This is a genomic window from Pelatocladus sp., from assembly GCF_059505505.1.
In genome coordinates this window covers 1-24,279 of record NZ_JCACKS010000002.1, presented here as the reverse complement: position 1 = coordinate 24,279, position 24,279 = coordinate 1, and the positions used below count along the sequence as shown (strand labels likewise).

Sequence of the window (24,279 nt, the reverse complement as noted above, 5' to 3'; positions counted from 1 at the left end):
TAATTCTTCTCTCAATGGAATGATCCTTACAGTCCTACCTGGGGAGTTACAAAAATTGACTTTAATCTTTCGTTAGTGATCCCAATACGCTTGGTGTTAGAGACGCGAAATTTCGCGTCTCTACTGCGATTTCAATCGCAGGCGGATTTGAACATTTGGATGCTCTCTCATCTCATAGCATGTTTCCAATTTTTTTCAGTCCTACACTCATTGCTTCTTGATACAGAATCCTATGTAAAGTTTGCAACAGTTCTTTAGTCGTGTATGGTTTTGCGATAAATGCTTTGATTGCTGGGTTTCCTGCTAATTTCTCGTTAGCAGCTAAACCACTGACGGCAATAATTTTGACTAAGGGGTCAATTTTTTGCAAAGTGCGAGATGTCGTTACACCGTCCATTGATGGCATCATCATATCCATTAAGACAGTGCTGATTTGATCTTGATACTGGGCATAAAGTGCGATCGCCTCAATGCCATCTTTAGCTATCATCACCTGGTAGTTGTAGGTTTCTAAAGAGATTTTGGTAGTTTCGAGAATTCTCGCTTCGTCATCTACAACTAAAACTAATTCTCCGTTACCTTTGAGCAGTTCTAAGTCTTCTGATAGCGGTGTTGCTGTTGCTTCGACTGCTGGGAGGAAGACTTTAAATTTAGTTCCTCTGCCTACTGTGCTAAATACATTCACAAAACCGCCAAGCCCTTTAATGATACCTCTGACGGTGGAAAGACCCAGGCCTGTACCTTTGCCAATCTCTTTTGTTGTGAAAAATGGCTCAAACATTCTATCTAGTATTTCTGTTTGCATCCCAATGCCTGTATCGGCAACGGTAATGGCAATATAGGGGCCAACGCAAGCATCAATATTCATGCGGGCATATTGTTCATCAATGAATATATTTTCCGCAGAGATACTCAAAGTCCCGCCGTTGGGCATAGCATCACGGGCGTTGACTACTAGATTCATAATCACCTGATGCAGGTTGGTGGCGTCTCCAATCACAGCCCAAAGATCTGGTGGGATATTTGTAGAAAATTCAATGGATTTGGGAAATGTTTCTTCGACAATCGGTTTAATCTCCGAACACAAATGACCAACTTGCACAATTGTTCGCTTACCTTCAACACCACGAGTAAAATGCAACACCTGCTTGACTAAAGCTGCCCCACGTTTGGCATTAGATTCTATGGTCTTAAACATCTGCTGACTGCGTTCATCGATGTTGGGTTGTTTGAGTTGCAGCAGTTGGGCTGCTGTCAAAATTGGAGTCAGTATATTATTCAGATCGTGGGCAATACCACCAGCCAGTGTCCCTACGCTTTCTAACCGTTGGGCGCGTAGAAACTGACTTTCGAGGAGTTTTTTTTCTGTAATGTCGGTGTTAACTGTCAAAATTGATTTTGGTTGTCCATCTTGATCACGCATCAAAGTCCAACGACTAGCAACAATAATTGCTTTTCCTTCTTTAGTAATCTGATGCAATTCACCTTGCCATGCATCAGATTCAACTAAAGTTTTACGAACATTTTGGAGTTGAGAAACAGTTTCTGGTTTATACAAAAGCTGATTCGCATTTTTACCGATCGCTTCTTGAGTCTTCCATCCGTACAAATGTTCAGCGCCTTGATTCCAAAAACAAATGGTATTGTCCCAATCTCGTAAGAGAATTGCATCTGTTGTGATGTCAAGCAAAGCAGCTTGTTCGCAGATTTTTTGTTCTGCTTGTTTGCGATCGCTAATATCAGCGACAAAGCCAACCATGCGATTCAGATTACCCCTACTATCTAAAAAGAAGTAACCTTTGTCTTCAACGGTGATCCAAGTACCATTTTTTCGACATAAACGATATTCCAAATAAAATGGCTCTTTTGTGGAGAGTACACGGTTTACTTCTTGATTAAATAAATTTCGATCTTCAGGATGAATTAACTCTAAAAAGCGGTTTAAACCACCTGACATTTCTGAGTGAGAGTAACCTAATATCTTTTCTATGTCACCGTCATAGCTAATCTCGTCTGTATCAGAGTTCCAATCGTAAATAAATTGACCACTTGCTTGAATGACTGCTTCACAGCGATTTTTCCATTCTGCTAATTCGGCTGTATGGTGTCGCAGTTCTTCCTCTACTTGCAGACGCTTGGAAATTTCTGTTTCCAGATGCAGATTTTGTTCTTGGAGTGCTTTTGTCAAGTTCTGCAACTTTAGATGTAGTTCGATCCGTGCTAAAACCTCTTCGTGCTGAAGTGGTTTGGTGATGTAATCAACTGCACCTAGATTTAAGCCTTTGACTTTATCAACTGTGTCGGAAAGCGCAGTCATAAAAATGATCGGAATGTCTTTTGTTGATTCATTTGCTTTGAGACAACGGCATGTTTCAAAACCGTCCATTCCGGGCATGATTATATCTAACAGGATCAGATCGGGTGGAGCATATTCTGCTCTGGCGATCGCGCTTTCCCCATCTTCTGCAACTAAAACCGTAAATCCAGAATCCCCTAAAAAATCAAATAGTATTTCGAGGTTGGTGGGAGTGTCATCCACAATTAGGATTACACCCTTTTGGTTTAAATTAGTTTTCATAAATCCTCTTTTTATTAAAATTTTTTGAGAAATTCTAGAATTTTTTTCCCTTTAAAACCTTTGGCAAGTTGACGCAAATGGCTGGCAAAAGGAATTAATTGTTGATCCAATTTCGCTAATTCTGTGGCTTTTTGAGTAATACCTCTAAGATCACCCCTCATTGCTAAATCTAGCAAAATAGCCAGTTCTTGTGCTGGTGGAGCAATTAATTTTAAATTTTGGATTTTAAATTTTGGATTAATATCTTCTTGGTATTGCCAATTGATGACTTCTTCATAAACCCATTCCAATCCCAAGTGAACGCGTAATTTTTCTAAAAGTTCTGCTACTTGGATGGGTTTGGCAAGAAAATCATTACAACCAACTCCTCGACTCTGTTGTTTATCAAACTCAAAAACGCTAGCTGAGACGGCAATTATTACTATTCCCTTCAGTTCTGGTAAACTTCTCAAGCGACGAGTGGCTTCAAAGCCATCCATTACAGTCATCACCAAGTCCATAAAAATCACATCTGGCTTAAATTCCTGTGCTTTGTGCAAAGCATCTAAGCCATTTGTTGCTTCTAGAATTTCAAATCCCAAAGGCTGTAATAAATTAACTAAAACAGAGCGATTTGCTTCTTTATCATCGACAACTAAAACTTTGCGTTTAGAACCAACAAAGCTAATAATATTGCGCTCATCGGCGTTCTGAGCATGGTTTAGTTGACTAGCCTCTGGTAAATCTAAATCTAGCCAAAAAATACTCCCTTTACCTAAAGTACTCTTCACCTTCAGTTCACCGCCCATCATCTGCACTAGTTGACGGCTAATTGCCAATCCTAATCCTGTTCCTTCTATCTTACGACTATCTTCACCCACTTGCTTGAATGGCAAAAATATGTCTTCTAATTGCTCCGATGCAATGCCAACTCCTGTATCTTCAACTTGAAATCGAATTTTGTCATTTGTTATTGGATTAAAATCCTCTGACTCTTGACTAATTACCTCTACTTGGAAAGTTATACTACCTTTTTCTGTAAATTTGATGGCATTGCTAAGTAAATTAATCAAAATTTGACGCAACCGTTTTTCATCAGATCGAACAATGATTGGTAAAGGGGTTAATTCTTTGTAAATTAAATTAATTCCTTTTTGATTAGCACGAATGCTGCACATTTGGACTATACTCTCCAATAATTCTGGTAAATGAAGTTCTTTGGGATAAAGTTCCATTTTCCGAGCTTCAATTTTGGAGACGTCTAAAATATCGTTAATTAATGTGAGTAAGTGTTCACCACATTGATAAATAATATTTACACCCTTTATTTGTTGTTCTGTTAAATTTTTACTCTTCTGGAAAATTTGAGCGTAACCTAAAATACCGTTTAGTGGGGTACGAAGTTCATGGCTCATATTAGCGAGAAATTCGCTTTTAGCACGATTGGCGTCAGCTGCGGTTTCTTCTGCTCGTTGGCGATCGCTAATTTCTTGTTGTAGTTGTAAGTTTTTGGCTTGTAACTCTAGTGTTCGCTTTTCTACTTTTGCTTCCAGCGTCCGATTATATTCTTCTAAATCATTATAAAGACGCGCATTTTCAATTGAGATTGCTGCTTGAGAAGATAAAAGTTGCAAAACTTTTAATCTTTCTGGCGTAAATGCTCCAGCAATCAAGTTATTTTCTAAGTACAAAATTCCAATCAGTTTACCTTGATTGACAATTGACGTACACAATACAGATTTTGGTTTATGGTTAATAATATAACTATCGGGTGTAAAAATTCCCTCAATTGCCGCATCATTTAATACGACATCTTTTTGGGTTCGATGGACGTAATTTATGACAGATATTGGTAGTTCTTGACAAGAAAGTACAGGTGTCGATTGCCGTACAATTATTTCATCTTCACTAAAGTCTCCTGAAGCTTCTATCAGTAAACTTCCTGCTTTTTCTAGGATTAAAAATCCGGTTTCTGCACCAGCATTTTCCATCAAAATATGCATTAATTTAGACAGCAATTTGTCTAGCATAATTTCGCCAGAAAGAGCTTGTGAGGCTTTTGTAACTGCGGCTAAATCAAAATCTCCACTAATATCTGTAGTTGTCGTTTCTAAACTTTGGGTTTTTCGCTCCGAGATTCGTGAAAGAATTTGAGGATATATTGCTTCTAAATCTCTAATTTTTGCTGTTGCTCCCCAATGAATATATCCATAGTAAGCATCAGTTAGATAAGTTTGAGCTACCTTTTCTCTGCCACTTTCAAAATAAAACTTGGCTGCAAGTTCGTTTGCTAGTGCTTCTTCTTGGATGTATCCCTGCTCCTTAGCACCAGTAATGGCTCGATCATAAAATTCCATTGCTTGCCAATATTGCCCTAATACCCGCGCTTTCTCCGCCTCTACTAAGTTATATTTATGCTGAAAATTCATCGGGGCATGATCTGCCCATTTTCGCATTTTCTGCTGATTAATAATTATACTATTTAAGATATATTTTTTGTGTAATTCTGAGGCTGATAAATATATTGCAAGTTGTACCAGAGAATCGTAGAAATGAAAAACTGGCACAGCAAGAAATGCTTTTACTCCATCTAAATACTGCTCGGCTTGAACTGCATTTTCTGATGCTCGCTCATACTCTCCAAATAAATAACAAAGGATAAGTTTGTTGAGATAAAAGTAGTGGAGTCCAGTTCTATCATTAGCTTCCTCAAGAAGCGGTAATGCTTTCTCCTCGTTGTATATTTCACCTAGCAAAAAACAGCAATTTTCGCAAGGTTCAACTAAGTTAAGAACTGATTGTTGAAAGATTTTATTCCAGTTTAAAGCGTTTTCTTGCTTGAGTTGAGCAAGAGCAATACTAGCTGTTGCCATTTCTCGTTCAAGTTTTGGCAGTTCCTGACCAATATAATATGAATATTGACATTTCTGCATAGCAGCATAGCCACCATATTCAAAATGTCCGTTTTCCAATCCACTAGCGTAACCATCCTGTAAAAGTGGCAAAGTTTCTCTAGCATGAACTTTGCCATGAATCGTACATGCTCCTGCGACAAAAAATACACTTGTCTTAAGTTCTAAAGCACTGAAGCGTTCCACTACACTTAATGCCAACTGACCAAATTTATAAGCCGATTCAATATCCTCAACTATACCGTTTAAAATCACACCGTAACAAACATAGCCATAAGCAGAGAAGGGCGAATTCCCATTTTTAATAGATAAATTTACCTGTTCGCATATAACTAACGGAAATAATGCAGGTGCAGATTGATAAGTAGGAGAACCCATACTTGTTAGCATACGTATGGCTGCTAGCTTATCTACCTCCATCATTAATGGGAGATCAATTAAGTCTTCTATATTTTTCCCAGCCAAATTTGTTGCTGTTTGGCTCAGAGTTTGCTGAATCTGTGAAGAACTAGGTGACTCTGGTAAATTTACCCCTAGTAGTTCTAGCGCTTGTAATCCAATCTTGATCGCTTCGAGTTGCTTGACTTGCGCCATACAAGCTTGAATTTTTACCTCATAGACTTTCATTTTGTCAATGGGGGTTTTTGCTTGTTGTAGGACAATTTTTGTCCATTTCTCCATCTGCTCAAAATCACCATTGAGATACGCTGTTTCAACTGCTGACTCATACAGTTTTAGTGTTAATTTATACTGATTATGCCAGCTAAAAGCTGCCAATAACCCCAAACCTTTTTTGAGATAACGAATAGCAGACTCATACGCCGTTGCTGCTTTTGCTTTCTGTCCTGCTATTAAATTAAGTTCAGCCAATTCATATTTTTCTGACTCTGAGGTCAGTAACTCAATTCCGTAATTGAGTTGATTAACTAAAGCAAAAATATTTTCTGTTCGTTCTTCAAGCGTTGTATTTTTTAGCAGGAGTTGACCGATTCGCAGATGAGTTTCTTTTTTCTGATAATCTGGAATCAGAGAATAAGAAGCTTGCTGCACTCGGTCGTGTAAAAATTTATAAGCAACTGTCAATTGTTCATTTTGCTGATGATTGATAACTAGAGGTATTTTGTAAGATTCATCTAAGGGCAAAACTAGACCTGTTTGCAAAGCTTCCCATAAATCTTTTGCTGTTTCAGAAAACTGTTTTTGGTTAACAATGCTCAGAACGTCTAAAGTAAATTTATCCCCAATACAAGCAGCTAACTTTAAAATATTTTGTGTAGTTGGTGATAGCTTTTGAATCTGATTGACCATCAACTCAACAACATTATCAGTGATCTCAACATTTTGCAGCAGTTTAATATCCCACTGCCAAGTACCTTCAGTGAAATTAAATAACAACAGGTTTTCTTGGTAAAGAGATTTCAGCAGTTGAGTCAAGAAAAAAGGATTTCCCTGAGTCTTATTAAAGACTAACTCAGCTAGCGGCTGTGACTTTTTTTGTTGAGTGCGGAGGGTATCACTAACTAATTGGTTAACATGAATAATTTCCAAAGGCTGAAGGACAATATTGTTGATAACTGCACCAGATTTTCTAATTTCCTCTAAAGTCAAAATCAATGGATGCGTCGGATTCACTTCATTATCTCGATAAGCTCCAATTAGTAATAAATATTTGCTATCTGGATCACTGAGCAATATTTGAATTAACTTGAGAGAAGCTAAATCTGTCCACTGTAAGTCATCCAAAAATAGCACTAATGGATGTTCCGGTTGACAAAATACATGAATAAATTGTTGAAAAACTCGATTAAATCGATTTTGTGATTCAGTCAAACCTAATTGAGGAACTACTGGCTGAGGATTAATAATTTGTTCGACTTCAGGAATAACATCAATAATAATTTGACCGTTTGTACCAATAGCTTCTAAAATTTTTGTTTTCCAATTAGCAATTTTTTCAGCAGTTTCTGTTAATAACTGCCGCATCAAATCTTGAAAGGCTTGAATCAGGGAAGCATAAGGGATATTTCGTTTAAATTGGTCAAATTTACCAGAAATAAAATAACCCCGTTGTCGTACTATAGGTTTATGAACTTCATTAACTAAGGAAGATTTGCCAATTCCTGAGTATCCACTTACTAACATCATTTCACTTGCCCCTAAACTAACTCGCTCAAAGGCACCCATCAGCTTATTAACTTCTGTTTCACGACCATAAAGTTTTTGTGGAATCAGAAATTGGCTGTATAAATCAAGCTGACCGATTATGAAATTTTCAATTTTGTTAGTTGTTTGCAATTGTCGTAGACATTCTTCTAAATCAGCTTTTATTCCCAAGGCATTTTGATATCTTTCCTCAGCAGTTTTAGCTAATAATTTCATGACAATCTCAGAAACCGCCTGGGGAATATTTACATTAAGTTCGTGAGGCGGAACTGGAATTTTTGCAATATGACAATGAACTAGTTCCAAAGGATCGCTAACTTGAAAAGGCAACTGTCCTGTTAATATTTCATAAAATGTGATGCCTAAAGAATAAAAGTCACTTCGATAATCAATTGAACGGTTCATCCTACCAGTTTGTTCTGGTGACATATAAGCAAGAGTATTTACTCCTTCAAAGAGCGCCTCGCGAATAACTAAGCTAGGATTAATAACCGTGAAATTTTCTCGCGACAGACACGATGAAATGCTAAAGTCTATCAGTTTGACTTGACCTGTTTTCGGGTTAATTAGAATATTATGAGTTTTGATATTTTTATGAATAATATTATTTTGATGTAACTGAGCCAGAATTGAAGACAACTGAATACCAATTCGCAAAAAATCGCTAATATTAAATTTTTTTTTGCTAATAAACTTTTTTAAAGACTCTCCCTCAAAGTCTGAAAAAATCAATATCAGACCATTGTGATAGCTTTCTAAAGCTAAGGGTTTCACAATTCCTTCTATATCCAAAGATTGAAGTATTTTATATTCGTGTCTTAATCGAGCAAGTTCTTCTATAGTTGGGTACTCACTTTTGAGTGTTTTGATCATCACCGAAGTTTGCTCTGATTCTTTTAAAGCACGATAAACCCAAGTAATATTGTCTTCGTAGAGAACTTCGATGAAGTTGTAATCAGCAATGGAAAGGCTCATGTTTGTCTTTTCGCTGGCGTGAAGTAAATAGGTACTCAACTAATAGCTGTTATATTCAATGCTAAGTTTTGCTCCTAACTTTAAATTTGGTAATATCATTAATTGTTGACACATATACCTACCATATAAGAAACTATTTAATTGAAAGTAAAAATATTTAATTAAAATTTAACTATAGCAATTCTAAATTGATTGTAAAAATTAAGACTTCAGATCCCCGACTTCGCAAGAGTTGTCGCAATACGGTTCTGTTAAGAATTTTTCGTCTAGGGCGATCGCATCAATAAAAAAAAAGAATTTAAAGCGAAATCAAATATCGTGTAAATTCACAAAATCCTTCGCCTTCCGCAGCAGTGGTGATATAAACAGGCTGATACTGCAATTGTTCTGTATATTCCAAAACATTTGCGACACCCACAGAAACAGGAAAACAACGTTCATCAAATAAGCTTTCATCATTGGGACTATCACCAATAGTCACAATTTCTTGGGGTGCGTACTGGGGAAAGTATTTCTGCAACACTTGTAATAACCCAACTGATTTATCTTGTCCCCAGGGTTTGATATGACACTGGACACTGCTGTAAGTAAATCCCCAACCCATTTGCTGACAAAGATTGTTTAAGGTGTGGATTTCGTTTGCACTTAATCCAGCAACACTAAAAGTCCAGTCAGTAATACGAAAACGATTATCTGATGATTCTTGCAGATGGGGAAATTCGGTTTGTAATTTTTCAAAAGCCACAGCTAATTGCTGACGATGGTTAACTAAATCAGCAATAGGCGTCAAGACCATGGGTTTTTCGCTATCGCTTGGATAGAACAAACCACCATTTTCAGCGATCGCCCCGACAACAGGTAAATAAGCTGCCAATCCACTTACCCATCCGGCACTACGTCCGGTAACAATTAACACTTTTATCCCAGCAGATGCTAAATCCTCAAAAGCTTGCAGGAGTTTACTTGTAAACTTCCCACTCACAGTCAAAGTCCCATCCATATCTGTAGCAACTAGACGAATATTACTGAAGCGATCGCCTGATGAAATTTGAGATAAGGGTAGGAATCTGGACATAGGGGAGCGGGGACAAGGGGGACAAGAGGGACAAGAGGGACAAGGGGGACAAGGGGGACAACTAATCAGTTATCAGTGATCAGTGATCAACAGGACTTACGCAACTGGCATATTATTTTAAGTTCGTAGTGAGGACTTTAGTCCTCAAAATAAGCAAAATTTTGAAATTTTTGTGACACTTGCGTAAGTCCTGATCAAATTAAACTAGTCACTGTTAACTGTTAACTGATTCATTCCCAACGCTCAATGCCCGATCTCTGATCCCCTATTCCTTATCCCTAATCCCTAAAAAATACCATCAATACAGCAAAATGATATCAAGAATTTGGGCATCCTAGACATCAAGAGTCAAGTATGTTTGCTTATCATGTCAAATTCTATGTTTATTGCCCAATCCTCTGGGACAAAAACTCAAAAGGTATCTCAACCAATCCCTACTAGTGATCCGCAAATAGCGCCATTGTTAGTAGCTAGCTGTGGAGGATTGGCCTTAGTTGTGATTGCTTTAATTGTCTATAGCAAAATGAAAATGAATCAGCTACACAAAAAGCTCAAGTTTGAAAAATTCCGTACGCGAGAACTAGACAAAAAGTTTAAACTCGCTTTGGACACGATTCGTAAAATGGAAACTAATCCTGATTTGATTAACTCACGGGAATTTAATCTAGACTATCTGCGAATGCGAATGTCAGAAGAGGTTTTTCATTTTGCGATCCTCAATCAAATTAAAATCAAAGTCAAAGATAAAATTTCTCAAGCACTACGACCCAACCAAGCTCAACAAGGAGTAGTGGGAATAGCTAGCAGTACAGGACGCCAAGTCGATGAAATTTTTGATGTTGAGTATGAAACTGGTACTGCACCAAATATTACTAAGCGAGTGCTATTTCGCATTCAAATTCGCCTCATGAAGTTACCAACACAAGCAACTTCTGCCACAATTAGCCAGATTATCGACTGTATTGAAACTTATCTTGGTCCGGTAGATGATGAGGATAACTGGCAACCTACTATTCAAGGTAGAGTTGCTTACATGCATTGGGATCAGAAGGCTAAACCTACGCCTTTACTGGTTCTAGAACAATCCAATGAAGGGGTGAATGTGACTTTCCGCACTAGTCGCCAACCAAATACTTTAAAAAAGTAAATTCTACCCTGTTAACAGTTCCCTGTTAATAAACTTTACCTTTGATCACCGCACCTTGAGATTGACGCACTAAAATACCATCTTCCATTTCAACGATGCGATCAGCTATGTCTAAAATCCGGTTATCGTGAGTCACCAATAAAATAGATGTCCCTTGTTCTTTCGCAAGACGCTGCATTAATTCCACAACGTCACGTCCTGATTGCTTGTCTAAGGCTGCTGTGGGTTCGTCAGCTAAGATTAATGCTGGATTGTTGACCAAAGCACGAGCGATCGCTATTCTTTGTTTTTGTCCTCCAGATAAACTATCTGGATAGTAGTTAATTCTTTGTCCTAAACCAACTGCTCTGAGTATAGTTTCAGCTTTAGCGATCGCTTCTTTTTGAGATATATATTTGTCTAATTCTACCGCCATTTGTACGTTTTGTCTGGCTGTTAAGAATTCTAATAAATTATGGGCTTGAAAAATATAACCAATCTTGCGTCGGATACTGACTAATTTTGTTTGACTAGCTCGATATAACTCTTTACCTAAAAACTTCAAGCTTCCTTCTTGCACCGAACGCAAACCACCAATTAAACTTAGCAATGTCGTTTTACCTGACCCTGATGGTCCAGTCATCAATACAATTTCACCTGGATTAATTTCTAGATTGATGTCAAATAAAATTTGTCTTCTGAGCGCACCTTTCCCATAATAATGATTGATGTGTTGGATAGAGATTACAGGTTCTTGTGTCATAGTAAATAGTTAGTGGTTAATGGTTGTTAAATATGCCCAATGCCCAATTACCAATTACCAATTACCCATTAAAATATATCTGCTGGGTCGGCATATCGTAATTTCCTAACTGCGATCGCACCAGAAATAAAGCACATGACAATCGTCAAAATCAATACTTGAATTGCTCGTGCAGCACTCATATAAACTGGTAATAAAGTTGCTAGTCTAGCTTGTTGATAAAGAAATAAAGAAAAAGCAAATCCTGGTACATATCCTAAAACTGCCAAAATAAAAGCTTCTTGCAGAATTACAACCAGCAAGTATTCTTGTGCATAGCCAATAGCTTTGAGAGTCGCATATTCGACTAAATGATCTGCTACTTCTGTATAAAGGATTTGATAAACAATCACAGTTCCAACGATAAATCCCATGATTGTTCCTAAAGTAAAAATAAAGCCGATGGCTGTACTACTTGCCCAGAAGTTTCTTTCTTTATCAATATATTCTTGCTTCGTTAAAACCCTCACATCTGATGGTAAATAATTGCTTAATTCTTTAGCAACCGCATCTGCACTCGCACCTGGCTTAAGTCTAATTACACCAATATCAATTAACCCTGGCTGTCGATTCAAAAATATCCGCAAAAAATTGACATCACTGGTAATCAAATTACCATCTGCACCAAAAGAAGCACCTAAAGTAAATAATCCTCCTACCTTAATTAACCGTCTTCTCACTTCTGCGGTAACTAATTTGCCTTCTTGAAATTTAGCAGCTATTGGCCCATACTCTTGTCGAGATGATTTATCATATAAAACTACATCTGGTATTTTAAGTTTGTTTAAATTCTCTTCTAGACCCTCTAATTTTAATACGTTAGATTCGGGGTTAAAACCAATAACAAGCAAGTTGCGGGGGATGCCTGTTATCGGATTTTTCCAGCTAGTATAGTCTAAGTAAATAGGATGTACTGATTGTACTGCTTTTAAATCCAAAGCTCTATATAAACGTCTCTGGGAAAAGGGCTTCATTGACAATAAAGCACTGGATTGAGGATTAATTAAAACAATATCGCCCTGTAAGCTAGTATGAAACCTAACGTTACTATAGTACAGAGAATCCCGAAATCCGAGTTGCATAAACATCAAAATATCGGCAAAAGCAATTCCTGCCAAAGCTACAGCTAGGCGTGTTCTTTCACGTTTTAGTTGTAACCAAGCTAGAGGTATTTTGCTGCCAAACATTATGTTTGTCTCCAAGCATTTTATGTAAAAATTATTGAAATAGATTTCCAAGATTTATTGGCGGTATGAAAAGTTGCTGCAAGATATGAAATAATTCATAATTTAAAGATCAATACCCACAACTACCTTGGCATAAGTTAAACCTGCAACTTTAGCACTATCTTCACTAGATAAAGCTATTTTGACTTCCACTACTCTTGCATCTACATCTGCGGCTGGATCTGTATTGAGTACATCTTTCTTACCCACTTTTCTACCAATCTCGGTAACTGTTCCTTTTAATTCACCGTTAAAAGCTCCATTTTCACTACTAATTGTTGCTTCTTGACCAAGACGTACTTTACCAATTGTGTCTTCGGAAACTTCAGCAACAACTATCATTTGATCAGTTTTTCCAATCTCAGCAATACCATCTACACCCATTGTTTCCCCAGCCCTAGTATGAATTTTTAAAACTTCTCCAACCATGGGTGCTTCAACATAGCTTAAGCGTAGTTGTGCTTCTGCTTTTCTAAGATTAGCGATCGCATTCACATATTGAGCTTGTACTATTTGCAAATTAGTCGGACGAGTATCCAAAAGTCTTTGCAATCTGGCTCTTTCTTCATCAATTTGTTGTTGCAAAATTGCTATAGTTTTATCTCTGTTTACTGTCGCTTCTGCAATTTGTTGTTGCAAAGTTGCAATGGTTTGTCTACGTGTAGCTTGGGTTTCAGTTAGTTGCTCACCAAATGTGACTGCACTCAAGCGTCTATTGTCACGCTCTTGCTGAGAAATTGCGCCTTCTGTGTATAACATCTCATAACGTTGAGCATCGACTTGGGCGTTACGTTGTTGGGCTTTAACACGTGCAATACTTGCTCCAAAGACATCTCTTTGTCCCGCTAATTCTGCTTCTATACGGTTAATTAAGGCTCGTTGAGCGATGCTTTCGCCACGCAACTGAGCGTTTAAGCGAGCGATAACTGCTCTTTGAGCTTCGATGTCTTTTGGTAAAGTCGCTCTGATTTGTTCCAAGTTAGCACGGGCTTCTTGGACTCTAGCTCTGGCTTCTTCCAATACAGCTTTGTTATTACCAAAGCTATCCAAAATCGCAACTACTTGACCTTTTCTAACACGTTCTCCTTCTTTTACAAAAAGTTGTTCAACTCGCGAAGTCCCCTGGATTCCTGCGGGAGCAGAAAGTCTGATCACGTCTCCTAGCGGTTGTATACGTCCCACAGCATGAACAGTGGTGACAATTGGTGCGCTCGCTATAGGTTCAGTTTGTTTCACCTGATCCATTTTCGCCATAGTCAGCACTCCAGCCGCAACTGTAACTGGTAGAGCGATCGCGATCGCCCACCAAAGTTGAGGTTGTTCTCTAAATGCTGATTCCTCTGTCATCCGCGTCATTGTAAATTACCCTTATCTTTAAATTTTGCTAATACTAAAGAAAGTAAAAAGTAGCGAATTAAGCATAGTTGTATGAATTAGAAATAGTTTTTGAGAAACAGCAAAATACTAACCATAAATTACACAAATTTAAAGCTGTTCTTCATATTCAATTTTTACTTATCAAGACAATTCAACGCCAATGTTTTTCACAATGGCGCTTGTAGGAACAAAGCATTTCGCTAATTTATCCTGTGTTACATGAAATGATTTTCTTTACATATTTCACTCATGCAATCGTTAGTTGTTTGTTGTTGTTCGGAGGTATTAACAACCAGACACTAACTATCAATTACAAGCCACTTATTTAATAGATAGTTAGGTGAAGGTTTTGTAAAATTGAAAAACTAAAATTGTTACTACTAGATACACCTGGTTATTTGAAGAGATGCAGTGGAGTTTATAGGCGCTATTACAGTTATTTTACTCCATTTTATTCGCTTTGAATAAATTCTACATCAATAAGTTTTTGTGAAACGTAACAAACCTAACAGATGATAGGCAATTGGTAATTAGTAATTGCTAAGTAAGTGGGTCAAATTAAATATAAAACCTCACCCTCAATCCCTCTCCTTACTAAGGACAGGGAAGCCGGAGGCAGGGTGAGGTTTTATTTTATCTTTAATTACACTTACCTACTTAATGGAAAAACATTAATCACAAATAACCAACTACCAACCACCAACCAACTAATAACAAAAAAATAATTAATTTGGTAGGTCAAATAAAACAGTAGTCATATAATTATCTGCCCATTCTGAACCAAAAGCTTTTTCTAGTACACGACGAGTTTTATCGTTTTGCTGTTGTTTGGTACAGTAATTATGTTGTCCTGCAATAATTTGCATCACCTTATCGGATGAAACTTGGTTAGATGCGATCGCATTTTGACAATGAATGTCTAAAAATCCTTCCACACATTTGAGAAACATTGTTTCTTCTTCAGTGGAACTCGGACGCACAAACATACAAAACTCAGAAAAGATATCTCCCCATTCTGGTAAATCACGCGGTTGGGAAAAATCTGGTACTGGTAGCGCCACGAGTGCAGAAGTATAAGCTTCACTCAAAGAATGCTCAGAGTTAACAGGTGAAAGATCAGCGATCGCTGCACTAATTTGACCCCTACCACCAACCAAGTCACAACCAAACATTGGCAAGTCATATTCTGGTCGAGGAAACATCACACAATGCAGAATATCCAGCATGTTTCCCACTATAGCCAATTCTAGATGCATTTTACGAAACTGAGGCGTTTGATAACAGCGATTTTCAATGATCAATTTTTCGCCCTCTAGTCTACCTTCCACATACCCCAACTCCGCAGGTAAATGGTAGGGCGAAAGGTCTAGGTGTTTATGCCAAGCTGCTTCAATACTATCAGCAAGTTGACGAATCAGGGGATGTTGTTGGTCACGCAGTGAGGGAATAGAAGTAGTTGACATTATTTAAACCCACGAATCTCAATCTAGTAGCCAGTGTACAGCCCAGCATACACTGCCCCATCCAGGTTGCAACATATTTCAAGTTTTAGCAATTTCCACTATGTCTCAAATTCAACATTTTCATAGATATCTGCTAAACGAATTTCAAAGGGAATCGATGAGAGTGAAATATACGATTCTGGATCGTCATATTCAGTAAAGATCCATTTGTGGGAGTCTGTTTTGGAGTATTGCTCAACATGAACAGTATATTGATCAATCAATAAATATTCTTGAAATGTGGGAATGGTACGATACGCTGAAAATTTTTCATCCCTATCGTAGCTTTTGGTTGATTTTGAAAGCACTTCGGCGATCATCACCGGGTTAGTAATTGTATCAGTTCGTCCCTGTTGTCGTTCGAGTGGGCGGGGGACAACCATAACATCTGGGTAAGTATAAAGCTTGCGATCGGGAATCCAAAGTCGTTGATCTGCTACAAAAATACTGTACGGTTTCCCTTTCAAACTAACTCTTAAAGCAGCATTAAGAATACTAGCAATTTCATTATGTTCGGGAGTCCCGCCAGTCATAGGGATAATTTGTCCATTAATATACTCATGCCGAATATCTGAATTCACCTCAAAATCGAGATACTCTTCGGGTGTATAAATTTTCTTGGCTTCAGCCTGTATAATCATGTCAATCACTGTAAGACAATCGCCCGTTATACTCCTATCTTTGCAATTTTCTCAGGAGGCTAACAATGCAGTCACAGTTTCATTGGACATAAAGCGTCGAAAGTCTAGTATTTCAACTAGAACTAGCTTGGCATCTTGAGAATAATGCAAAATCACTTGTCCTTCGTCTTCAGCATAAGCAATAGGCTCATTTGAAATTTCAATTAATAGAGCATCAACATCTTTGCTATAGCTAATCTTTTTCATATCTAGACTTCCTGCCAGGATAAAGGGTGACGATCAAAAGGAAAGCATTGAATTCTCGGTAAACGACTCGAAGCACTAAATTTTCGTCTAAACGTTTTTGTGCAATCAGTTGATCCACTTCAGCAATTTCCAGCTTGTCTGGCGATCGCACTGTCTCTATTACAAAGTTCGGATCGATGCTTATTTCATGACTCGCTAAAACCTCCATTTTTAATTGAGCATGATCGCTAAAGCGAATTTCTTTGATCTGTTATTTCAACACCTCAGCTTCATTTAATGCTTTAAGCTGTTGATTTATCCAAGTGATTGCGATCGCTTCATCAGTCTCAATCGCCCTTCTACTCAAACGTTGGAAAAGTCGATATTTTCGTAAAGTTCTGCAATTTGAATTTGAAGCTCAAAGGTACTCAAAGAAAGAGTAACAGCTGGGTCGTCGTATTCTGAAAATAACCACTGATGAGCGCCTGTTTTAACATGATGCTCGACGTGTATACGGTATTGATCGATCAGCAAATATTCTTGGAAGTTGGGAATTGTACGATAGGCAACAAATTTCTCTCCACGGTCATAGTTTTGGGTGGACTTAGACAACACTTCAGCGATAAAGTAGGGATTAACCACGGTATCTTTGCGTCCAGTTTGAAGTTCTAAGGGTTTGGCTAGAACCATCACATCGGGATAGGTATATAGATTTGCATCGGGAATCCAAAGTCGCTGATCCAGGATAAATACACGGTAGGGATTTCCCCGCAATGCTGCTTTAAGGATAGCCACAAGATTGCTGGCAATATCATTATGGTCTGGGGTTCCACCCGTCATGGGAATGATTTCTCCATTGCAATATTCGCTACGTGTTTCTGAGGTGATTTCGAGTTCTAGATATTCATCAATGGTGTAGTGCTTTGTCTCAGGTTGAGCAATCATGTCAGTTTTACCCCCAAGGCTTAAGTTGAATAAAAGGCTGATCAACCATCTTCAAGACCTTCCCAAAGTTGAGCCACTGGGATAGTTTGCCCAGTCATGGCTTGGTGCCAAACACCTTTACAGTAAAGAATCAATCAAGTTCAAAAGTTCTGGCAATTTATTTTCAACAACATCCCATATCAGATCAAAATCAAGCTGATCGTATTCATGGACTATCACATCTGGCATTCCTGCCATTTGTCGCCAGGGAATTTCTTGATGTTGCTGACGGAACGACTGAGAAAGCCTTTTGGTGGCTTCACCAATAATTGTAATTTGGTAGAGGATTGCAGACAATTTCTCGTCATTGGTTTCCAGTTCTGACTTGCTAACCCCATTTGCATAGCGTAACAGCAAAATTTTCAAGCTAATACCTGGGTGAGACTCTTGGAACTTCCCAATCCCTACAGCTTTGATGAAGCACTGCTGCTGTGTCCAATTTTTCAAGACGAATGGATAGCCTGGATACCAGATCATGGAGAAGCAATAGTGACTACCAGGCAATTCAGAAGAATTTAGTTATTTGTCATTTGTCATTTATCATTTGTCATTGGGCATTGGGCATTGGTTATTCTCCATCTTTCCCTGCTCCCTGCACCCTGCTCCCATGTCCCCCTTGTCCCCCCAAATCCCCAATCACGCCACGGAAAGGGGTTCGTCAACTTTGTTTGTGAGTGTCAAAGGGTCGATTGCTTCGAGTTCGCCATGATTGATACTCCAGCAACGGTCAGCGATCGCTAACATATCCCCAGCATCGTGAGTTACTACCAACAATGTCCAATCTTTTTTAAGTTTTGCTAATAAATTGACTAATTGCTGACGCATTGACCAATCTAAGCCGGCGGTGGGTTCATCGAGTAATAATAAGCGTGGTTGACGAATTAATTGGACAGCGAGGGCTAAACGTCGCTGCTGGCCTCCACTCAAAGCCTGGGGTGATGTCGCCAAGGATAAATGCTCTAAACCGACTTCTTGCAAAGCTTCTTTAACTCTTTGTGTTCCTAACTCTGGATGTCCTAAGCGTAATTCTTCTAAAATCGTACCACCACAAAAATGCCGTTCGGGAAACTGGAATACTAAACCTGCTAATTGCTGTAACTCTTCAGCAATCAGGGTTTGTTCGTGCCAACTCACAGAACCGGATGTCGGTTCAGCTAGTCCGGACAAAATTTCGAGTAACGTACTTTTTCCAGAACCACTTGGCCCAATAATCAAACCCAACTGTTGGGATGCCAAGTCTAGATGAATTGATTTGAGAATTGCTGTCGGACAAGCTGTGGGGTGGTAAACTACGTTTCTGAGATAGAGCATTTGTTAAGAATACCAAAGAAAGTTAGGACTTATTTATTAAATACACACTGAGCATATGCCAAGTCCTGAAAAAGTTCACAGGACATTTGCCATGTTTACATGGTAAATATTTAGCGGCTATAGGATATTCGGCTTTTCTTTAAATTTTAAAAGCAACAGCCAAGCAAACTTCACTCACAACTGTTTTTATTGTGGCAAACTTATTTTGGAACAACAGCTAAAACAAAATATGGGAACCCGTTAACATCACCACAGTCAAACTGTATACCAGGATTTACCTGAAATACTCAAAATTATTTTGTTAATTTTTTTGAGCTTTAAGTAACATATACAACAACCTTAACAGTAATAATTCTGAAGGAAACACAACAATGAGTAAATGGTTTCCATCTGTGCAAGCAATTTTATCTGGTAGGCTTGAAACCTTCATTCAAGTCGGTCTGGCAACGACTTTAGTTCTTAATACATGGGTTAATCCTTCTATTGCTGCTGATCCTTTTCGGACAAAAGAAGCACGTAATATAGGTGATAAAACTGAAGCAGCTTTCAAAGCTATTTTTCAACAGGGTGACTACAAAGCAGCAGAAAATTACCTGCAACAGGCATTATCCAGCGAACCAAATGAACCTTTAGCCTATGCAATGAGGGCATCTCTAGCATATACAAATCAAGATTGGGCTGCGCTTGATACCTATAGCCAAAAAACTCTTGAAATTGGGCAAAAATTAATTGCTAGTGACCCCTTGCGTGGTAACATTTACAGTGCTGTCGGTCATTTTTTAGAAGGAGCAGCACAGGTTCGTCGTCAAGGCACAGTCAACGGTGCGGCACAAGCATTAAGCAAGTTGCAGGAAGTTTATAAATATTTAGATAAAGCAGAGGCAATTTCTGCCAACGATCCAGAGCTAAATTTACTCAAAGGCTACATGGATTTGATGCTGGCTGTAAATTTACCCTTTGCTAATCCTCAACAGGCAATTGAACGCTTAGACAAAAGTGCTGGGCCTGAGTACTTGGCAGATCGGGGTATTGCCTATGGATATCGAGACTTAAAGCAGTATAATCAAGCGCTGGAATATGCCAATCGTGCTTTAAAGGGGACATCAAATAATCCAGAAGTGTATTACCTCAAAGCCCAAATTTTGCGAGGAATGGCTGGAAAACAGAAAAATCAACAACTTTTACAGGAGGCGGTCAGCTATTTTGATCAAGCACTGGCGAAAAAATCTCAACTACCAGCAAGTTTGGTAAAACAAATTGAACGCGAACGCCGCAAAACTGCAAAGGATATTGCTCGCGCTCAAAGGTAGTAGATTGTGCTGTGAATTTTGATGGTTTGTAGTAAGCGCTTTAGCGCTTAGATATTTAAGGACTAAAGTCCTTACTACGAACTTTTCTCTTTCCTAGTAGTCCATCAAGAACTAATTGACAGATATTTATATGCGCCTTAGCTTATTTAACGTCCCCTGCGTTAGTGGATGGATAATCGCGCAGTAGATAAAAAAGAACTTTACCAATCACCTATAATTTAGTTTGGTAGTTTTGAGTAAGGTTCTGTTAAGCAAGTTTAAGTAATGAAAATACAGTTTCGTGAATTTGACCCTTTTGATATATGGATTTGGCTGAAGTTCAGTACTGTACCTTCACAACGTGAAAAGGAATATGTAGAAGAACTTTTTGATTCCTGGTTTTACATGGGTAAGTTGGGTGCATATAATGCTGAAAATCTCCAGGTACAGGAAACAGGGTTAGATCTGGGCTATATGAATTATGACGCTGATGCGTATGATAGAAGTTTGTTAGCACTGATGCACAACAAGGGAGACTTTGAGTATCAGGGTCAATGGGGACGTTGCTGGTTTGATTTGGGAACTTCAGATGCGATCGCTTTAGATATTCTCATCAATGCTCTTCAACAACTCGGTGTAGAATACGTCACCATTGATGAAGTTTATATCGGCGGTGAAAACGATGATTGGCCTGTTGAGGACAGCGAGAGTCGTCCTTCGTTTATGTATGATAACTAGTAGCAAAAATTACTAGGTTAACTTGCTCTGATGTGTTCGATCGCAACAAATAGAGCATCAAGCATCACTTCAAAACTCGCATCAGTGGAACGGTTGAGTGTGAGCAATCCTGCTTGTTCGACAGCAATAAAACCGGAAACTGCTGCATTCACTATTCGCATAACATCAATTAATTGATTCTCAGTGAGGTTGTAGGATTCTAAACCGATTCTGAAAAAACCCAGCGCTTCTTGAATAATTGGTGCTGCTTCTGCATCAGTAGGTTGTAGTTGCACTTGCATCATTATCCTGTACAGCGCTGGATGCGATCGCGCAAAATTACGAGTTGCATGTCCACCTGCTTGCAGAAGTGTGCGAGGTTCACTCAATCCGGCGGTTTGTTGCTTGTAATAGGTAAAAAATCTCTGCCAAATGGCAATCACTACAGCTTTTCGCAAGCCTGTATTACCATCAACATGCTTATAGATTGCGGGTGGCTTGATGCCCAATTCCCGCGCAATCCGATTTACACCAAGGGCTGATTCTCCTTCTTGATCAAGACAAGCGATCGCAGCTTCAATCACATCTTTACGGGTTAGAGAGTTTTCTTTTGTAGGGCGACCCATAGAAAAATTAAATTAGTTAATACAATTAACTAAAAGTGAATATAATTAATTTTATTGTGGCGACACAATCAATCCAAAATCCAAAATTTATATGAGCGATCTAGTCTTCACGCCTGCCTATCAGCTTGCTCAAATGATTCGCGATCGCGTTGTTTCATCCCTAGAAGTAGTGGATGCTTATCTTGCTCAGATTGATTGCTATAACGCTGCTTTGAATGCCATCTGTATTCTCAATGCTGAACGAGCAAGAGAACAAGCAAAAAAAGCGGATGCAGCGATCGCAAAAGGAGAAAATTGGGGACTTTTACATGGCGTTCCTGTAACTATCAAAGACTACTTGGAAACGGCTGGACTATCCACAATTGCAGACTATCAGCCATTTCCACATTATATTTCTCTACATGATGCCACCGCAGTTGCTCGTGTTCGTGCAGCTGGGGCGATAATTTTAGGAAAAACAACGGCAACAGCAGATCCTAGTGGAGATTACCAAGCAATCTTTCCTCGTGTTAATAATCCTTGGAACCCAGAGTATACACCAGGTGGGACTTCCAGTGGCAGTGCGACGGCAATTGCAGCAGGTTTTTCACCGTTGGACATTTGTTCTGATAATGGCGGTTCTATTCGTCAGCCTGCTCACTTTTGTGGTGTGTTTGGACTGAAACCAACTGATCGCCGTGTTCCAACTACGGGCCATGTGGGCGATATTCCTGATGTACTGAAAATGCCACGCTGTATTCGCCAAATGTTTACAGTTGGAGTAATTGCTGGCTCTATAGAAGATTTGCGCCTTGGTCTGCGACTAATAGCAGGTTCAGATCCACGCCAACCAGATATTCCACCTGTGCCGCTAGATAATTATATTGAGCAAAACCTGCAAAATTTACGCATTGCTTGGATTGATGAATTGCCTTTGTATCCAGTTGCTTCGGAAATCAAATCTGCTATGCAGACAGTTGCAAGGCGGTTGATAGACATTGGAACTAAAGTTGAATTTTGGTATCCAAAATTTGATTTTGTTACAGCTTGGGAAATTTACTACAAAGTTGGTACTTACAATTTGCTGTACTCTCAACCTATTAACTTTGCAAATGTACAAAAACAAATGCTGTTTTTATGGCGTGAAGCAACCCAGGGCGACCCTGCTTTACGAAGAATTAGTCATGTTCCTAAGATTGCCTTACCACTATTCTTGAACCCGACGTTAAAAGGTTATTTTGCAGCATTGACAGAACGCGATCGCTTCATTGCTCAAATGGACAAAGAACTTGAATCATGGGATGTATGGCTCTGTCCTGTAGCAATGACACCTGCTTTTACCCATCGCGCGAAAGGAGAAGCAGTTGACATCGAAGGTCGAAAAGTCCCATATCAGATGGCATCTGGTGCTTACCTTGTACCCTTCAATCTTACAGGTCATCCGGTTGTAGTCATTCCAATTGGACAAACTCAAAATGGTCTACCAATTGGAATGCAAATTGTCGGAAAGCGCTGGCGAGAAATGGAACTGCTGGCGATCGCTCAAGAAATAAACAAAGTGGTTGGTGATTTCCAACACCCTTCTGGTTACTGAGAAGTATCTTGTTAGTTATCAACCGTCCTTTGCGATATCTTAACAATTCCATGCATTCGGATGGGATCGAGCAATTCGCAGTAAACTACTTTGAGTCACCAGTCCCAATCCTCTACCACCATCCCAAGATATTACTAATCTTCGTACCCGTCGCCTTTGCATCTCTTGATGAGCAGTCCACAAAGAATCTTCTGGATTAAGTAAAAATAGCGGTGTACTCATCACAGTTTCCGCCTGTAATGCAGCCAAATTTAATTGCATTGCTTGAAATTTGACAATATCTCGCTCAGTGACAATCCCCAAGGGTTTGTGAATAAAGCATCCTAAATCTGGTTGTGGTTCTTCTTCGCTAATTACTACACAACTGACTCGATACTCAGCCATGATTTGAGCTAAAGTCAGCACTGACACAATTTTCGGGGTACGGATAACTTGAGTATTCATGACATCAGCCACACGTATGACTTTCAGTAGATGAGCGGGTGTTAAAACACTACGAATACTCTTAGGTGAGACGACACCAATGATTTCTCTATTAGTACCTAAAATTGGCAAGTGACGAATTCGATAGCGTCGAAATAGAAATAACGCTCCGAAAATATCACTAAACTCAGCCTGTGATAAGGTAATCACCGGCTTTGTCATCACTTCACCAATTGTTACTTCTTGAAAATTAATACCACCAGCTGTTAACCGAACGATGTCCCTTTCAGTTAAAATCCCTATTAATTCTTTTGCCTGCACCACTAAAACACAGCTGGAGTGTCTTGGATATTTGCTGAAGTCAATTGATGGTGAATCTACAGAAAGTTTACTGTTAGAGCGTGATTGGTTCATTAAAGCAATGACATCTACCAGTAAAGTTTCCGGTGCAACAATCGGCGGATTTTGCTCAATTGCCGCCTCAATAGATGGTTCACTTAGCAGGAGGTCATTAATTTGCATGTTTATTCAAGCTAGGGAACACTGTCTCAAATTTACTAAATATTTGACAATGCCCTTTAATGTTTTACATGGTGATTTGTATCAAAAATGTTACATTTTGTTTCAGTGAAAAGTTAGGAATCGGGGATCGGGGATAAGGGATCGGGAATCGGGGATTGGGTATGGGGTATGAGACATGAATCAGTTAACAGTTTAATTTGATAACTGATAACTGATAACTGATAACTGATAACTGATAACTGATAACTGATAA

At 38.8% G+C, this 24,279-nt stretch carries 19 protein-coding genes; 4 read left to right on the top strand and 15 right to left on the bottom strand.

What is annotated here, in order from left to right:
• Positions 1-172: 172 nt before the first annotated feature.
• The 3 genes from AC5JMK_RS00155 to AC5JMK_RS00145 all read right to left on the bottom strand — a co-directional run bounded on the left by AC5JMK_RS00155 (position 173) and on the right by AC5JMK_RS00145 (position 9,682).
• On the bottom strand, positions 173-2,578 hold the full coding sequence (locus AC5JMK_RS00155; protein ID WP_495909112.1) for a hybrid sensor histidine kinase/response regulator: 2,406 nt from the start codon (positions 2,576-2,578) through the stop codon (positions 173-175).
• 14 nt (positions 2,579-2,592) lie between these two features.
• Complete coding sequence (locus AC5JMK_RS00150) at positions 2,593-8,607, bottom strand: hybrid sensor histidine kinase/response regulator (protein ID WP_495909111.1); 6,015 nt, start codon at positions 8,605-8,607, stop codon at positions 2,593-2,595.
• Between the two features lie 298 nt (positions 8,608-8,905).
• The gene (locus tag AC5JMK_RS00145) at positions 8,906-9,682 is read right to left on the bottom strand and encodes an HAD family hydrolase (RefSeq protein WP_096672733.1); all 777 of its coding nucleotides are present in this window, start codon (positions 9,680-9,682) and stop codon (positions 8,906-8,908) included.
• Between the two features lie 367 nt (positions 9,683-10,049).
• On the opposite strand from AC5JMK_RS00145, the gene AC5JMK_RS00140 reads away from it, so the two are divergent.
• Positions 10,050-10,829 carry a hypothetical protein gene (locus AC5JMK_RS00140; RefSeq protein WP_096672731.1) on the top strand — a complete coding sequence of 260 codons (780 nt, stop codon included), beginning with the start codon at positions 10,050-10,052 and terminating at the stop codon, positions 10,827-10,829.
• Positions 10,830-10,854: 25 nt separating this feature from the next.
• Here the strand turns inward: AC5JMK_RS00140 and AC5JMK_RS00135 are convergent, their stop codons facing one another.
• The 10 genes from AC5JMK_RS00135 to AC5JMK_RS00090 all read right to left on the bottom strand — a co-directional run bounded on the left by AC5JMK_RS00135 (position 10,855) and on the right by AC5JMK_RS00090 (position 18,876).
• Positions 10,855-11,571 carry a DevA family ABC transporter ATP-binding protein gene (locus tag AC5JMK_RS00135; protein ID WP_096672729.1) on the bottom strand — a complete coding sequence of 239 codons (717 nt, stop codon included), beginning with the start codon at positions 11,569-11,571 and terminating at the stop codon, positions 10,855-10,857.
• A 68-nt stretch (positions 11,572-11,639) separates the two neighbouring features.
• Positions 11,640-12,797, bottom strand: coding sequence for an ABC transporter permease DevC (gene devC, locus AC5JMK_RS00130; protein ID WP_096672727.1), 1,158 nt, complete (start codon positions 12,795-12,797; stop codon positions 11,640-11,642).
• Between the two features lie 102 nt (positions 12,798-12,899).
• Positions 12,900-14,192, bottom strand: a complete 1,293-nt coding sequence (locus AC5JMK_RS00125; RefSeq protein ID WP_495909110.1) for an HlyD family secretion protein — start codon at positions 14,190-14,192, stop codon at positions 12,900-12,902.
• Positions 14,193-14,938: 746 nt separating this feature from the next.
• Complete coding sequence (locus tag AC5JMK_RS00120) at positions 14,939-15,676, bottom strand: phycocyanobilin:ferredoxin oxidoreductase (protein WP_096672723.1); 738 nt, start codon at positions 15,674-15,676, stop codon at positions 14,939-14,941.
• A gap of 98 nt (positions 15,677-15,774) precedes the next feature.
• Positions 15,775-16,356 carry a Uma2 family endonuclease gene (locus AC5JMK_RS00115; protein ID WP_096672721.1) on the bottom strand — a complete coding sequence of 194 codons (582 nt, stop codon included), beginning with the start codon at positions 16,354-16,356 and terminating at the stop codon, positions 15,775-15,777.
• A gap of 51 nt (positions 16,357-16,407) precedes the next feature.
• Entirely contained in the window at positions 16,408-16,602 is a 195-nt protein-coding gene (locus AC5JMK_RS00110) for a DUF2283 domain-containing protein (RefSeq protein ID WP_096672719.1), read from the bottom strand.
• The gene (locus AC5JMK_RS00105; RefSeq protein ID WP_495909109.1) at positions 16,589-16,810 is read right to left on the bottom strand and encodes a hypothetical protein; all 222 of its coding nucleotides are present in this window, start codon (positions 16,808-16,810) and stop codon (positions 16,589-16,591) included. The genes AC5JMK_RS00110 and AC5JMK_RS00105 overlap by 14 nt, the downstream gene beginning before the upstream one ends.
• A 134-nt stretch (positions 16,811-16,944) precedes the next feature.
• Positions 16,945-17,526 carry a Uma2 family endonuclease gene (locus tag AC5JMK_RS00100; RefSeq protein ID WP_495909108.1) on the bottom strand — a complete coding sequence of 194 codons (582 nt, stop codon included), beginning with the start codon at positions 17,524-17,526 and terminating at the stop codon, positions 16,945-16,947.
• Positions 17,527-17,643: 117 nt separating this feature from the next.
• Positions 17,644-18,042 carry a HepT-like ribonuclease domain-containing protein gene (locus AC5JMK_RS00095; RefSeq protein ID WP_096672715.1) on the bottom strand — a complete coding sequence of 133 codons (399 nt, stop codon included), beginning with the start codon at positions 18,040-18,042 and terminating at the stop codon, positions 17,644-17,646.
• A 159-nt stretch (positions 18,043-18,201) separates the two neighbouring features.
• Positions 18,202-18,876 (bottom strand): ABC transporter ATP-binding protein, encoded by a 675-nt coding sequence (locus AC5JMK_RS00090; RefSeq protein ID WP_096672713.1) that lies wholly within the window; start codon positions 18,874-18,876, stop codon positions 18,202-18,204.
• 371 nt (positions 18,877-19,247) lie between these two features.
• Between AC5JMK_RS00090 and AC5JMK_RS00085 the strand changes: the two genes are divergently transcribed.
• Together AC5JMK_RS00085 and AC5JMK_RS00080 are read left to right on the top strand one after the other, a co-directional pair.
• Complete coding sequence (locus tag AC5JMK_RS00085) at positions 19,248-20,186, top strand: Sll0314/Alr1548 family TPR repeat-containing protein (protein ID WP_096672711.1); 939 nt, start codon at positions 19,248-19,250, stop codon at positions 20,184-20,186.
• A gap of 264 nt (positions 20,187-20,450) precedes the next feature.
• On the top strand, positions 20,451-20,903 hold the full coding sequence (locus AC5JMK_RS00080) for a DUF3531 family protein (protein ID WP_096672709.1): 453 nt from the start codon (positions 20,451-20,453) through the stop codon (positions 20,901-20,903).
• Positions 20,904-20,920: 17 nt separating this feature from the next.
• On the opposite strand, the gene AC5JMK_RS00075 is transcribed toward AC5JMK_RS00080, so the two are convergent.
• Positions 20,921-21,508: a TetR/AcrR family transcriptional regulator gene (locus AC5JMK_RS00075; RefSeq protein ID WP_096672707.1), complete on the bottom strand. Its 588-nt coding sequence runs from the start codon at positions 21,506-21,508 to the stop codon at positions 20,921-20,923.
• A 91-nt stretch (positions 21,509-21,599) separates the two neighbouring features.
• On the opposite strand from AC5JMK_RS00075, the gene AC5JMK_RS00070 reads away from it, so the two are divergent.
• A complete protein-coding gene (locus AC5JMK_RS00070) occupies positions 21,600-23,081 on the top strand; it encodes an amidase (protein WP_096672705.1) in 1,482 nt (493 codons plus the stop codon).
• Between the two features lie 39 nt (positions 23,082-23,120).
• On the opposite strand, the gene AC5JMK_RS00065 is transcribed toward AC5JMK_RS00070, so the two are convergent.
• On the bottom strand, positions 23,121-24,026 hold the full coding sequence (locus AC5JMK_RS00065; RefSeq protein WP_495909107.1) for a CBS domain-containing protein: 906 nt from the start codon (positions 24,024-24,026) through the stop codon (positions 23,121-23,123).
• Positions 24,027-24,279: the final 253 nt, after the last annotated feature.

Coding starts and splice junctions, on each gene's coding strand:
- AC5JMK_RS00090 (WP_096672713.1), bottom strand. CDS start 18,876: ATGCTCTATCTCAGAAACGTAGTTTACCACCCCACAGCTTGTCCGACA.
- AC5JMK_RS00155 (WP_495909112.1), bottom strand. CDS start 2,578: ATGAAAACTAATTTAAACCAAAAGGGTGTAATCCTAATTGTGGATGAC.
- AC5JMK_RS00065 (WP_495909107.1), bottom strand. CDS start 24,026: ATGCAAATTAATGACCTCCTGCTAAGTGAACCATCTATTGAGGCGGCA.
- AC5JMK_RS00100 (WP_495909108.1), bottom strand. CDS start 17,526: ATGATTGCTCAACCTGAGACAAAGCACTACACCATTGATGAATATCTA.
- AC5JMK_RS00105 (WP_495909109.1), bottom strand. CDS start 16,810: ATGGAGGTTTTAGCGAGTCATGAAATAAGCATCGATCCGAACTTTGTA.
- AC5JMK_RS00140 (WP_096672731.1), top strand. CDS start 10,050: ATGTCAAATTCTATGTTTATTGCCCAATCCTCTGGGACAAAAACTCAA.
- AC5JMK_RS00125 (WP_495909110.1), bottom strand. CDS start 14,192: ATGACGCGGATGACAGAGGAATCAGCATTTAGAGAACAACCTCAACTT.
- AC5JMK_RS00120 (WP_096672723.1), bottom strand. CDS start 15,676: ATGTCAACTACTTCTATTCCCTCACTGCGTGACCAACAACATCCCCTG.
- AC5JMK_RS00145 (WP_096672733.1), bottom strand. CDS start 9,682: ATGTCCAGATTCCTACCCTTATCTCAAATTTCATCAGGCGATCGCTTC.
- AC5JMK_RS00110 (WP_096672719.1), bottom strand. CDS start 16,602: ATGAAAAAGATTAGCTATAGCAAAGATGTTGATGCTCTATTAATTGAA.
- AC5JMK_RS00070 (WP_096672705.1), top strand. CDS start 21,600: ATGAGCGATCTAGTCTTCACGCCTGCCTATCAGCTTGCTCAAATGATT.
- AC5JMK_RS00075 (WP_096672707.1), bottom strand. CDS start 21,508: ATGGGTCGCCCTACAAAAGAAAACTCTCTAACCCGTAAAGATGTGATT.
- devC (WP_096672727.1), bottom strand. CDS start 12,797: ATGTTTGGCAGCAAAATACCTCTAGCTTGGTTACAACTAAAACGTGAA.
- AC5JMK_RS00135 (WP_096672729.1), bottom strand. CDS start 11,571: ATGACACAAGAACCTGTAATCTCTATCCAACACATCAATCATTATTAT.
- AC5JMK_RS00085 (WP_096672711.1), top strand. CDS start 19,248: ATGAGTAAATGGTTTCCATCTGTGCAAGCAATTTTATCTGGTAGGCTT.
- AC5JMK_RS00150 (WP_495909111.1), bottom strand. CDS start 8,607: ATGAGCCTTTCCATTGCTGATTACAACTTCATCGAAGTTCTCTACGAA.
- AC5JMK_RS00115 (WP_096672721.1), bottom strand. CDS start 16,356: ATGATTATACAGGCTGAAGCCAAGAAAATTTATACACCCGAAGAGTAT.
- AC5JMK_RS00095 (WP_096672715.1), bottom strand. CDS start 18,042: ATGATCTGGTATCCAGGCTATCCATTCGTCTTGAAAAATTGGACACAG.
- AC5JMK_RS00080 (WP_096672709.1), top strand. CDS start 20,451: ATGAAAATACAGTTTCGTGAATTTGACCCTTTTGATATATGGATTTGG.